Origin of the sequence: Dinghuibacter silviterrae, from assembly GCF_004366355.1 — a bacterium.
GTDB classification, from domain to species: Bacteria; Bacteroidota; Bacteroidia; order Chitinophagales; family Chitinophagaceae; genus Dinghuibacter; species Dinghuibacter silviterrae.
In genome coordinates this window covers 2,109,011-2,122,439 of record NZ_SODV01000002.1, presented here as the reverse complement: position 1 = coordinate 2,122,439, position 13,429 = coordinate 2,109,011, and the positions used below count along the sequence as shown (strand labels likewise).

General features: G+C 58.8%; 8 protein-coding genes. 3 read left to right on the top strand and 5 right to left on the bottom strand.

The annotated features are described in order from the left end of the window. Positions 1–8: 8 nt before the first annotated feature. Positions 9–2,630: a family 20 glycosylhydrolase gene (locus tag EDB95_RS25845; protein WP_133999524.1), complete on the bottom strand. Its 2,622-nt coding sequence runs from the start codon at positions 2,628–2,630 to the stop codon at positions 9–11. Positions 2,631–2,706: 76 nt separating this feature from the next. Here EDB95_RS25845 and EDB95_RS25840 point away from each other — a divergent pair, with 76 nt between their 5' ends. Beyond that, a complete protein-coding gene (locus EDB95_RS25840) occupies positions 2,707–5,046 on the top strand; it encodes a GH92 family glycosyl hydrolase (RefSeq protein WP_133999521.1) in 2,340 nt (779 codons plus the stop codon). A gap of 1 nt (position 5,047) precedes the next feature. On the opposite strand, the gene EDB95_RS25835 is transcribed toward EDB95_RS25840, so the two are convergent. From EDB95_RS25835 to EDB95_RS25825, 3 genes are all read right to left on the bottom strand, one after another. Next, positions 5,048–7,411: an ABC transporter permease gene (locus EDB95_RS25835; protein ID WP_133999518.1), complete on the bottom strand. Its 2,364-nt coding sequence runs from the start codon at positions 7,409–7,411 to the stop codon at positions 5,048–5,050. After that, positions 7,408–7,764 (bottom strand): hypothetical protein, encoded by a 357-nt coding sequence (locus EDB95_RS25830; RefSeq protein ID WP_133999515.1) that lies wholly within the window; start codon positions 7,762–7,764, stop codon positions 7,408–7,410. Before EDB95_RS25830 ends, EDB95_RS25835 begins: the two co-directional genes overlap by 4 nt. A gap of 137 nt (positions 7,765–7,901) precedes the next feature. Then, on the bottom strand, positions 7,902–8,732 hold the full coding sequence (locus EDB95_RS25825; protein WP_133999513.1) for a hypothetical protein: 831 nt from the start codon (positions 8,730–8,732) through the stop codon (positions 7,902–7,904). Between the two features lie 118 nt (positions 8,733–8,850). Between EDB95_RS25825 and EDB95_RS25820 the strand changes: the two genes are divergently transcribed. Beyond that, positions 8,851–9,489: a response regulator gene (locus EDB95_RS25820; protein WP_133999510.1), complete on the top strand. Its 639-nt coding sequence runs from the start codon at positions 8,851–8,853 to the stop codon at positions 9,487–9,489. 53 nt (positions 9,490–9,542) lie between these two features. Next, complete coding sequence (locus EDB95_RS25815; protein ID WP_133999507.1) at positions 9,543–10,406, top strand: hypothetical protein; 864 nt, start codon at positions 9,543–9,545, stop codon at positions 10,404–10,406. Here EDB95_RS25815 and EDB95_RS25810 read toward each other — a convergent pair. Further along, a complete protein-coding gene (locus tag EDB95_RS25810; protein ID WP_133999504.1) occupies positions 10,403–13,417 on the bottom strand; it encodes a sensor histidine kinase in 3,015 nt (1,004 codons plus the stop codon). The genes EDB95_RS25815 and EDB95_RS25810 overlap by 4 nt on opposite strands. Positions 13,418–13,429 lie beyond the last annotated feature (12 nt).

Here is a 13,429-nt window from a genome sequence, read left to right as displayed (position 1 = left end):
GGATTGGGCTATTCGTTCATAACCTCAACCACCCTACTCCCCCGCCCCACCGTATTAAACACCCGCAGACGGACCTTCCCATGCACCCGAAGGGGCTGCCTATACAACGCGCTGTTAGGCCCGGGCTCCTGCCCGTTCACGGTATACCGGATCACCAAACCCGGCAGTTGGACGTTGGCCCATACCTGGCCATCCCGGACCATCACGCCCGGGGGCGGTATCCGGTAGGCATAACCCCCGTTGTAGGTATCGAGTTGGGGAAGGATGTGGCGTCCGAGTAAGGAAGCAAAAGCATACCATGCCTCCAGGCTAGCCTGTTTCGCGGCCAGCGTATCGTGCTGGGTGGCCCACACCGGATCAGGCGCCCAGGCGCGTTCGGCCATGCCCAGGAGTTTGGGGAGGAGCTTGTATTCGAGGCCGCCGGCGCCCCTAAGGGTTTCTCCCCAGAGACATCCTTCGAGCCCGACGATATTGGACTTGCCGTAGTCGGTGAGGCGTTCCTTTGACGCTTTGAGGCCCGGTGGCAAGGGGTTGCCCTGTTCGTCTTCCTGTAAGAGCCGTAGATAGTCAAAGGGAATATAGGTAAAGGGTTTATCGGCGTCCTGGAAGGTGGCCCAGTAGTAGCCGAATTCGTCAAAGGATTTGTTGTAGGACATGTCGAAGTAGAGGTGGGATGCCACCGACAGCACTACCTTGTATCCGCCATTGGCCATGCGGTAGGCGAGGTCTTCCGCCCCACCCCCATTGTTCCAGATGTGTACCTGCATACGTCCGCCCGCAAAATCAGGATTGGGCAGGATGGCGGGATGACCGTCCTGGAGGGTTTTGCGCATGCCGGCTTCTTCCCAGGCGGAAGTGTAGAGACCTTCGCCGCGAAGGATGGAGTCGACCTTGCCGAAGTAGTAGTACCAGAGGTCGCCGACCGTCTGGGGCATGGCGCCCGCCGTCGCGGAGGCCGCGGTGGCGACGCCGGATGCCGCGACGCCCGCCCTGACTAACGCCAGGCAAGCCGGCGACCGCTCCCACACCCCCGCGGGCACCTCATCCCCGCCGAGGTGGATGGTTTCCAGGGGCACACCCGCGTCGTGGTACATGGAAACGAGCTCCGAGGTCACGCGGCCGATAAAACGATACACCGAGGGAAGCGCGACGTTCATGACGTCGTCGTGGTACGCCTGAGGTGTGGAGTATACCGATTGATCCGTCGTGTCGCGGAGGAGGAATTCCAGGGCCTCGGTGGGGCGTCCTTCGGCCATCAGGCGGCGGTACCGGTTGTCCATCGACTTGATGGCGGCCCTGGCGTGGCCGGGGCTTTCGATTTCGGGGATAACGCGGATGTGTAAGCGCTGGGCGTATGTCAAAATATGGATGAACTGCGCGCGGGTGTAATACCCGCTCCCGGTGGGGCTGCTGGTGTCGGGGCCGGAGCCGTAGCAGGGGCGCAGCCAGTCTTTGTCGTCGAGGGTGTGCCCCCGTTTGGCACCTACGCTGGTGAGTTCAGGCAGCGTGGGGATTTGCAGGCGCCAGCCTTCATCGTCGGTGAGGTGGAAGTGGAAGACATTGAGTTTGCAAAAGGCCATGAGGTCGAGGACGCGCAGGATCTCGTCGTAGGTCTGGAAGTTGCGGCCTACGTCGAGCATGAGAGAGCGGTAGCTAAAACGGGGCTGGTCGGTGATGGCGAGCGCGGGGAGAAGGTACGAGGACCGGTGCGGGCCCGCGGGGAACAGGCGGAGCAGCGTCTGGATGCCGTAGAACATCCCGGCGGGCGTGGAGGCCTCGATGCGAATGACGCCGCCCAGCAAATGAAGGCGGTAGCCTTCGTCCGGGAGGGTGTCCACGGCCTTCACGAGGTAGATGCCGTCGGCGCCGGAGGAGGCGCCGGTGGCGGCGCCCGGGGCAACGGCGGCGCCGGTGGCAGCACGGACCGCCGCGGCCAGCCCCGTTTGCGCCCGCACCTGCTCCTTCAAATACGCCGCCTCGCCGGCAAAGGCATCATCCCCAAGGAAGATGGCGCCGCCTTTGTAAAATGCGCCACTATCCCCAAGGGCACGGACCGACTGGGGCGTGGGAAAAAGAGGAAGAAGATCGGGCGCCTCGCCCGGATCCGCCTGCTGGTTCCAGGTATAGACGTTCGAAGGGGTGGCCTCGGGGATGTGGTCCCCGGGATAGCGGTCGAACAGCTCGGGGCGGGTGATGGGGGTTTTTGTATAGTGCGCGACGGGGTATCCTTTGGAAGGCGCGTTGTCAAACACGAGGTACCAGCCCTCGGGGGCGTCGGAGGTATTGGCGGCGTAGTCGGACGCGATGTATTCCATCCGGACGGAGTCGCCGGCGCCAATGCCGAGAAATCCCAAAGTGGGCCGCAACCGGAAGAGACAACCGCTGAGGTTGTCGATCTGGAGGCCGGCGGGGGTGGGTCCGGCCTGGGGTGTGGAAGATCCGTTGAAATAGAGCGCCCAGCCGGAAGGGGGAAGGGCTTCCCGGCCGGTATTGGTGAGGACCAGGACGCAGTGGGCTTGCCGGCGGCCCTGGTAAAAGTTGGACAAAAGCTCCCAGCGGAGGGAAAGGTTTTGGGCCTGGAGGGACAAAACCGAAATGGTTAGCAGAAAGAGCAGCGAAAAACGTCTCATAGTCGTAAGTTACTGAAATTAGTGTCGGTACCCCGATGGCTGTAATGTTTTTCGCTAAAACGATTTACATTTGGCGATGCACGTGAGAATCCTAATGACCTGCACCCTGGGTCTGGTGACGCTGGGCGCGGGCACGCAACAGGCAGCCGCCCAGCAAAACCTCGTACAGTATGTCCACCCCATCATTGGGACCCAGCGCATGGGTCATACTTTCCCTGGCGCTACCGTGCCGTTTGGCATGGTCCAGCTGAGCCCGGAGACGGATACCATCCCGTACGAGCAAAACGGCCGGTATAATCCGGACGTGTATAAATACTGCGCGGGGTACCAATATGACGACAAAACCATCGTGGGTTTTAGCCATACGCATTTTAGCGGGACGGGGCACTCGGACCTGGGGGACTTCCTCGTGATGCCTACGGTGGGACCCCTTCGGCTGAACCCGGGGGTTGCGGGCGAGGCGCGGAGCGGGTTCCGGTCCTCCTTTTCCCACAATAATGAAACGGCCGAGGCGGACTATTATAAAGTAAAGCTGGACGACTACAATATCCTGGCGGAGCTAACGGCCACGACAAGGGTCGGTATGCACCGGTATACTTTTCCTCAGACCGATCAGGCCCATATTATCCTGGACCTGATGTATGGCATTTATAACTATGACGATAAAAACGTGTGGACGTACCTGCGCGTGGTGAACGACACGTTGGTGACGGGGTACCGGGAGACGTCGGGTTGGGCAAGGACAAGAAAATTGTTTTTTGCGGTGACCTTTTCCAAGCCGTTCATTTCGTATGGCAACCGCAACTATACGCGGCGGACGGCCTATCATGGGTTCTGGGGCAAGTTTAACCAGGGCAGCAATTTCCCGGAGATCGCGGGGCGCCAGATCAGGGCATACTTCGACTTTAAAACAACGGCGGGGGAAGCGATCGGGGTGAAGCTGGCGCTTTCGCCGGTGAGCATGGAGAACGCGCTGGCGAACCTGCGCGCGGAGATCCCGGGCTGGGACTTTGACGCGGTCAAGGCGGCGGGGCAGACGGCGTGGAACCAGCAGCTTCAGAAGATCACGATCGACGGGGCGGACTCGGACAAGGTCAATTTCTATACCTCGATGTACCATGCCTTTATCAACCCGACGATCTATATGGACGGGAACGGGCAGTATGAGGGGCTGGACAAGGAGGTGCATACGGCGGACGGGTTTACGAACTATACGACCTTTTCGCTTTGGGATACGCATCGCGCGCTGCACCCGCTCTTTAACATCATCGAGCCGACCCGGAACGGGGATATGGTGCGGTCTATGCTGGCGCACTTCGACCAAAGCCCGGAGCAGATGCTGCCGATCTGGTCGAACTCCGCCAACGAGAACTGGTGTATGACGGGGTACCATAGCGTGTCGGTGGTGTGCGACGCGATCGTGAAGGGCATCGGGCCCTTCGCGCCGGGAAGCGCACATCCTTTCGACCCGGCTGCGGCACTGGACGCCTGCGTCACCACCGCCCGTCACCGCAACTACGACGGCATCGGCGACTATATCGACCTCGGGTATATCCCCGTCGATAAGAATGGCAACGGCGTCTCCACGACCCTGGAATACGCCTATGACGACTGGTGCATCGCCCAGGCGGCACAAAAGTTGGGCAAGACCGACATTTATAACGAATTCATCAAACGTTCCCAGAACTACCGGAACGTGTGGGATCCTTCCATCAGCTTTATGCGCCCGCGCCTCAGCGACGGGACCTTCCGGACCACCTTTGACCCGCTCCGTACGATCGACGAAGGCTTTATCGAGGGCAATGCCTGGAACTACAGCCTGTACGTGCCGCACGACCCCGCAGGGCTGATCGCGCTGATGGGGGGTAACAAACGCTTTGTGCCGCACCTGGATTCCCTTTTTACGATGGACCTGCCCGACAAGTATTTTGCCGAAACCGAGGACATTACCCGGGACGGGATCATCGGCAACTATGTGCACGGGAACGAACCCTCGCACCACGACATTTATCTGTACGACTTCACCGACCAGCCCTGGAAGGCCCAGGCCCTCGTCCGCATGGTTCTTTGGCGGATGTACAAACCGACACCCGATGGCCTTGGCGGCAACGACGATACCGGGCAGATGAGCGCGTGGTATATCTTCAGCGCCCTTGGTTTTTACCCGGTATCTCCCGGCGACAATAAATACTGGCTGGGCAGCCCGGCGGTCCGTTCGGCGGTGCTGACGCTGGAGAGCGGGAAGACGTTCAAAATAAATGCGTCCAATCAAAACGCGACAAACGTCTACGTACAAAGCGCGACCCTGAATGGAGCGCCCCTACACCGTTTGTATATTACCTATGACGAAATCATGAACGGGGGGAACCTCGAATTTGTCATGGGGGCGAAACCGAATAAGAAATTCGGGAAATAAGCTACTCCGTCCTCAAGCTATCCGCCGGATTCACCCAAGCCGCCTTGACGGTTTGTACACTGACCGTCACCAGCGTAATCAGGAGGGCCGCCCCGCAGGCTTCCGCAAAAAGCCACCAGTGCAAGGGGGTGCGGTAGGTGTAGTGTTGCAGCCACCGGTCCAGGAAATACCAGGCGACCGGAACGGCCGTCCCGCAGGAAATACACACCAGGGCGAGGAACTCACCGGACAGGTGCCTCCATATACGGAAAACGGAGGCGCCAAGTACTTTGCGCACGCAGACTTCCTTTGTGCGCTGTTCCGCCATAAACGAGGCCAGGCCGAAAAGACCAAGGCAGGAAATAAAGACGGCGAGCACCGCAAATATACCGGCGAGCTGGCCAAGCCGTTGTTCGTCCGAAAACTTCGCGGCATAGGTGTCGTCTACAAATTCGTATTCGAAGGGGCTCCCGGGCTGGTATTGTTGGAATACCGGCTTGATCGCCGCCAGGGCGTCATGCACGGAGACATTGGGTTGGAGACGGATGGTCACGAAGCCCAGCCAGCTGCTGTAGTCGAGGAAAAAAACCGTTGGTTTTACGGGCATGAAGGGGGACTCCATGACGAGGTCTTTGACCACGCCGGTGATGACCCGGTCTTTGCCTTCCCAGTGCATGATTTCTCCCACCGGGTGTGTAAAACCGGTCAGTTTCGCGGCGGTTTCATTGAGGATAAAGGCACCGGTGTCCGTGGCGAAGGACCTGGAAAAATCGCGGCCTTGCCGTATTTCCCATCCGAGGGTCCGGCCGAAGTCGTGGGTCACGGCCACCATCCCGAACATGGCGCCCGTCCGGGGGTCTTTGCCGCGCCAGTCGAGGTCTCCATAGTTGTTCCAGATGTGGGTGGAGGGGCTGGAGGACTCGGTCATACCGGCGACCATGCCCGTCTTGAGCAGGGCATCCCGGAGCGCTGCATAATTCCGGAAACCGTCGTTGTCATACATTGTCAGCGTGATCAACCCCGCCCGGCTGTAGCCGACGGGTCTTTCCTCCGCGTACCGGACTTGTTTGAGCACCACCAATGTCCCCGCGATCAGGGCGACGGAGACGGTAAACTGTACCGTTACCAGGATCCTCCGCGGTATTCGGGCAGAAGGGCCCACCTTCAGTATTCCCTTCAAGACCCGGATGGGCCGGAAGCCCGAGAGGTAAAACGCGGGGTAACAACCGGAGAGCAGCCCGGTGAACAAGACGAAGACCAGGACTACGATCCAGAAAACAGGCTGATCCGCGGGCAGCTGCATTTGTTTGCCCGAAAGGTCATTGAAAAAGGGAAGGGTGAGCGCGGCCATCAGCATCGCCGCCGCGGACGCCAGCAGGGACAGGAGAACGGACTCACCAAGAAATTGCCCGACCAACTGGCCGCGCAGGGCGCCCATCGTTTTCCGGATACCGACTTCCTTGGCCCGTTTAGCGCTCCTGGCGGTGGACAAATTCATGAAATTGATACACGCCAGCAAAAGCACGAAAATGCCGGTGAGCCCAAACAACCATACATAGCGTATCCGGCCGCCGTCCGGTTTGCCGTCGGTAAAGTCGCCGTACAAATGCCAGCGGTCCATGGGATACAGGAACGTTTCATCCGTGCTCCCTTCTACGTGTTGCCCGGGCAGGTGGCGAAGGCCTTCCGATATTTTATTGGCGTCCGCGCCGGGATGCAGCAATGCGTATAAGAAAAAACTGCGGTTACCCCATTTCGTTTTGACGTCTTCCATGCCGGCTACCTTCAGGAATTTGTCCAGCGAAGCCAAAATACCCACGGTGGTAAACGTGGTGTTTGGAGGGAGGTCGTCGTATACCGCGGCCACTTTCAGGTCGATCCGGCCGCTGATGTTTACTGTTTTACCCAGCGCATCGCCGTTCCCGAAAAGCGCTTTGGCCATGGACCGGGACAACAGGACAGAGGACGGGTCTTGAAGAGCGCCGGCACTGCCTTCCAACAGACGGAGGGAAAACATGGACGGGAACCCGGGCTCTACAAACATCCCTGTCCCGGACACCTTCCTGTCACCGGTGCCCATCACAAACGGCATCTGGTGGGAGGTCAGCGCCATCTTTTCAAAACCGGCACCGGAGGCCTGCTCCAGGGCGGCACGCAATGGGATAGGGACTTCTCCGGACGTCGACCGCGCGCCATTCACGGTTTGTACATACATCGCTTCCGCAAGGCGGGCGTGGTCCTTGTGGTAGTGGTCGAACGTAAGCTCGTCCGTTATCCATAAACCGATCAACAGGGCCACCGCCATACCGGCGGCCAGCCCCAGGACATTGATCACGGTATAGACTTTACCGGCACGCAGGTGACGCCAGGCGTTTCTAAAGATCATCGTGTTATTTTTTGTGAAATGTTCGCTGTCGATAATGAAACCGTCTGCTGGTGCGCCAGGGTCAGCCCTTCCATCATCCATACCCCGATCAGCAGGCACAAAACCACGCTCACGGCCAACTCCAGGATGCCCGCGAGCGGGCGGCTTTTTCGCCCGTATGGGTGTCGCCAGGGGGGATGGATCATCGCCGTCATTTTTGCGGTTTGTTGGTCCATCCAGGCATCTAATCCTTGAGGCAATACCGGGCGGACGCCTACCTCATCGACCACCTCGCGCAGGACGTCATCCGACTCCGGGTCCTTTAAATATTCCAGCAGTGCGTCGAATTCCTCTTCCGATGCGCGATCATTCATGTATTGCTCCAGTAAGTATTGCAGGTTGTATTTATCCATTATCCGTTGGTCAGCAAGAAAGTTGCCACTTTATAACTCATTAAAAATCATACCGAACATCAGGTTTTAATCGTCCGCTGGCGATACACACCGTACGATTAAGAACGGGTAACCCTCCCCACGCGCACCCCCGCAGTGATCCCCACATAGGGTCCGCCCACGGACCCGTTTTGCGGAAGGGTAACGTGACCGGCCAGGTGGGTGGGATCGGAAGCATGGGCGCTGACTTGCTCAAAACGCAGGCGGCTGGTTTGAACGAGGGGCAGCAGCCAACCGGCCTGAAGGCTCAGGACGGCCTTTCCCCAAAAGGGCCGTGTGGACAGGGTCAGGCGGGGACCAAGGTCGAGGCTTGACCGGGAATAGTCGATGTCCAGGTGGTCCGTGGAATAGGTCTCGTCGTAGGTCGCATACTCGCCGTCGTCTATGGTGACGGTGTAATAGTCCCCGGATTGGATACCCAGCGCGCTGACGGTCTGGTTGACGTTGTCGATGGACCCCATGCGTTCCTCCCTTTTTGTAAAAAAGACAAGATCGAGACCGGGTTTTAGCATCAGGCCGTGAAAGGGGAAGGCATAGTCATACCCGAACTTGACATAACCCGCGTAGTCGTTGCCCAGTTGCCGGTTGAGGCCATACCCCAGGTAATAACCGGACCGTTTGTATACCACGTCAAGGAGAAGGACGTCGAACATGGGAACTTCGGGCCGGTAGCTACCTTTCAGGCTGCCGCTAAAGGTCTGGGTCCCTGACACCGCGGTGGTGGTGTAGGGGAAACTGATATTGAATATGTGCCCGGGATCCTGTACAAACATCTCATTAAAACCACCGAGGACAAAGAGCGACGGGTGGTCGCCGTCGGCCCAGCTGTTTTGGGCGGCAGCGGCGCTGGCAGACAGCAGCGCGGCGAGAAAGAAGCAAAGCGTTTTCATGACCCTATGAAAATACGGCGCTTACAACCGGTTGTACCCCCGCCCATAAACTTTAACGTTTCCCCTCTTTGGGGGATTGACGAAACCGGAAAAATTCCCCATCTTTTCCCTCGCAACTATGCAAGTCCACCTGCTCGTGTATGAAGATAATCCCGATTTCAGGGATGCGTTGGTACAAATGATCAACCTTACCGCGGAGTATCGCTGCGACGGCGCGTTTGAACAATGCGGCCGGGTGGAAGAGGACTTGAAAACGTATGCACCGGATGTCGTCCTGATGGACATCGACCTGCCCGGGACCGGCGGGATTGAAGGGGTGCGCCGTATCCGGGCGGTGAATGCTTCGGTGAAAATTATCATGCTGACCGTTTTTGACACCAACCGGCACGTGCTGGATGCGATTTGCGCGGGGGCGTCGGGTTATATCCTGAAGCCGCAGGCGTTCCGTAAACTTTTCGAAGCCATAGACGAAGTCCTTTCCGGGGGCGCCCCTATGAGCGCTTCGGTGGCGCGTATGGTCCTGGAGCATACGCGCAAAGGGTTGCAGACGCCATCGGACGGCTTTTCTTTGTCCGCAAAAGAACAGGAAGTACTGGGCTACCTGGTCCGGGGCAACAGCTTTAAAATGATTGCGTCGGAGACAGGTACCAGCTTTGAAACCGTCAAAACACACGTCAAGAATATCTACGAGAAGCTCCAGGTTCATTCCAAAAGCGAAGCCGTCGCGAAGGCGTTGCGGAACCGGTTGTTTGACTGAGCTCCCCTGTTTTCGGTATTGCACAGCGCGGTGCAGGCTTGTAGTTTTGGGCCATGCGATACATACACCTAATCTTAGCTTCCTTCCTTTTGCTTACCGGATGCATCAAGGGAAAAAACGGCGGAGGCGGCTCCTCCTCCTCCGGCACCACTGACCGTGTAAAACAAGTGGTGTACATCGGTTATGATACGGCGACGAACGCCCAAAATTCCGACGTTACCTCCAACTACCAGTACGACAACGACAACCGGGTGAGCACCTTGACGGAAAGCGGCACCGTTATTACGAATGGACAGACCGCTACCGAGACAGTGTCCTTTACTTATGCATACAGTTCAGGCCTTGAAGAGGTGACGGGTTCGCAATCGGTCGCTACCAGCAGCAATACATTGACGGAGCAAAGTGACGTCAAGAACTATGTCAACTCTTCGAACACCGAACTGGACAGTGTGATCACCACCACCAGCAGCAATGGTCAGGCAGCCGTTGTTCTCCGGACGGTGTATATCTACGATGGTACAGGTCTTTGTACCGGCTACACCTTCAGGGAATCCGTTTCCGGCTCGGTCACCCAAATAGGCCGTGTTGGTTATACCTATACCGGGGAGGATATCACCCTGGCCATATACGGTTCCACCACCCTTGGTGTCACTACGATCGATTCCATCTCCTATACCTACAATGGGATCATGGGTAACCAGTCTTCCGCAGGGGTCAGCTTTTTGTATACTTATTTCGACCGGGTCTTTGACCTTCCCGTCAAGGTCAGCACGGTGGGATACCTCCCGGGAAACCAGGTGTTCCGTTCTGTGGAGAATTACGCTTATTCCGTCGACAACAACCACCGGGTATTGTCCATAACGGGGACGACGGCTTCAGGGAAACTGATGTTAAAAGAAACCTTTACATATTATTAGCGTTTGGGGACGGTCAGCGTGACCACCGTCCCCAACCCAAGGCCAGTCTCCAGTTCAATCGTGGCCCGGAGCTTTTTAGCCCGGGCCCTCATGTTTGCCAGCCCATTGCCCTGTGCGACCGCGGCGGGGTCGAATCCGGAGCCGTTGTCCCGGAGGGACATGACCAGCTTGTGTTCTTCGACCCTCAGGACGATATGGACACGGGTACAACCGGCATATTTGACGGCGTTGTTTAAGGCTTCTTTATAAATCAGGTAGAATTCCTTCCGGTCGGCCATGTCCATATCCAGCCGTTCGACGGGGCCGTGGATCTCTATCGAATAATGGATGAGCTGGGGTTCGAGCATGTCGGCCGCGTATTCTTTCATGCGTGCCACGACCTGCTCCATCTGGTCGTTCCGGCTGTTGATCGACCACACAATGTCGGAGAGCGCTTCGACCATTTTCTCCGAGCGGTCGCTGATCTTGTTCAGCAGACCGGGGGCGTCCTCCAGGCGGTGAAGTGCCATCCGGCTATAGATGTTGATCCCGCTCAGGCTTGACCCGATATCGTCGTGCAGGTCGGCGGCGATCCGGTTGCGCAGGGCCTGCCGGGCTTTGATCCGGCGGATCCGGCCCAGGTACAGGAGGGAGGCAACGGTGACCAGGACGATCCCGCACAAACCCAGGAAAGGAGCCGTTTTCCAAAACGGCGGTAGGACCACCAGTTCAAAGCTGCCCACGCGTCCACCGAACAAGCCCTCCTGGTTTTGACAACGGACCCGGAAGGTATACCGGCCGGCGGGCAGGTGGTGGTACCGGGCGCTCCGGTCCATTCCCGCGGACACCCAGTCGCGGTCATAACCCGACAGCTCGTAAAAATAGGCCGAGGTCTTGAGGTAGTCGGGGGACACATAATCGATGCTGATCTCGTCCCGGTCATACGGCAGCGTTACGCTAAGGTTCCCCGGAAGCAACGCGTCCATACCCACGGTCCGGTCTTCCAGCCGCAATGCGGTAATGAATACCCCCGGGGGTGGGTCTTCCACCGGCATGCTGTCGGGGGCAAAGCTGTAAAACCCGCCCTTACAACCCAACAGCATACGCCCGTCCCTCAAACGGCAAAACCGCATCCCGGTAAGGATCTCCTGGCCCAGCCCGTCCCCTTTGTCGTACACCGTGACGCGGCGATCCGCCTCGCGGATCCGGCAGATGCCGACGGGCGTAGCGACCCAGAGGTACCCGGGGCTGCCGGCGTCCACGGCCAGGATATTGTTGGACGGCAGACCATTGCCCGCCGTCAGGTAGGTGGCCTTGCCCGTGTTTTTGTTTAGAAAATTTATCCCCCCGGTGGCGGTGCCGACGGCGAGGGTGCTGTCGTCTATGGGGGCGATGCAGGTGATCAGGGCGCTGCTCAACGCGGGGGGCTCGTATTGACGGAGGTACCGGCCGGAGGCGGGGTCGAAGCGCTGGAGGCCCATGTTGTTGGTGCCGACCCAGAGGGTGCCGCCCGGGCGGGCGCTGCGCGCATCGGCCCCGCCCGGCTCGTACCACAGCGAGGTCACCCCCGAGGTGGTAAACCCACGGTACGGCAACGCCGGCGCCACCCGCCGAAAGCGCCCCGTAAGGCCATCCCGGTAGGCGAGGCCGTCATAGAGCCCCAGCCAGGTATCGTCCGCACCTCCCCGGGTCATCGCCACCACCGTTTTCCCCTCCAGGGCGTCCGGTCGAAGCGTTTCTATATGGCCGGTGCGGGGATCGAGGACCGACATCCACGCATGCTGACAACTGATCCACAAACGGCCGTCGGCCATTTGTTCCATCGCCCACGCCCTGCTTGACGAATCGCCCATACCGGCCGGGTACAGCCATTGCCGCCTGGGCACCAGGTCGGGACCCATCTCCAGGAACCCGCCTCCATAGCTCGTGAGCCAGACCTCCCCTTCCCTGGATTGAAAGAGGGTCACGGTTTCCTTTGGATTGCCGGGGAAACGGCCAAAAGGATCGGCGGAATGAAACGTAAACGGGCTCCCCCTGGGATCGGTGATGTCAATCCCGTGCTGGGAGGCCATCCAAAAAAGACCTTCCTTATCCTCCATCACCTGGAGCGCTTCGTAGGGGACGGCGGGTTGGGGCGACCGGTCCGGGGCAAAACCCCAGACGGTGGCATTCCTGATGAGTTGAAAACTTCCCGTAAACACCCACACACGGCCTTCGTGGTCCTCCAGCACCTGCCGGACGTCGGTGGTGCCCCTGGGCAGCGCCTGGCTCGTGAGCCTGTTATGAGGGATATCGTAACACAAAAGACGCCCCCCATCCTGCGCCACCCAAAGCCTTTGTTCCCGGTCCATGTAAAAGGCCACGAGCGACAGCCGCTGATCCAGAAGGGCCAGGTGATCGGGGTTGTGTCCGTATCCAAAAAGCTGCCCCCGCTCCGGATCCAGGACAAAAACACCATCCGCGGCGCCACTGATCCAAAGCCTCCCTTTTGCATCGAAAAAAAGATCCCCCACAAAATGGTCGAGCCTGCCTTTCAACAGCGTATCGAAGGACCGGCAGCGCCCGTCGGACAAGCGATAGGATAGTAAAGCGCCTTGACCCGTCAACCAGAGATTCCCTTGCCCGTCTTCTGCCGCCCCGAAGGCATAGTCGACTTTGGCCAGCAACGGATCTTTACGCATGGGGATCACCTTGCCCGTAAAGGGATTGAACAGACAAAACCCCTGGAAGGCGGTCGCCAGCAGCAACATGCCATCCGACAAAGCCCAGACTTTGGTCACCTGGTCGGATGGAATGGTGGTGCTGTCACCGGGTATGTGGTGGTAGGTCGTGAAGCGATACCCATCGAACTGCTGTAGACCGTTATCGGTAGCGATCCAGATAAAGCCAAACTTGTCTTGCAGAATGTGCCGCGCGGCGTGGTCAGCAAGACCGTCAGCGAAGCCCAGGCGTCTGACGACGGCCAAGGGTTGCGCGATTGCCCGGTTGGCAAGCAGGCAGCAGACGAGAGCGATCCGGACGAAGCGTTTCACGGCTCCATCAAG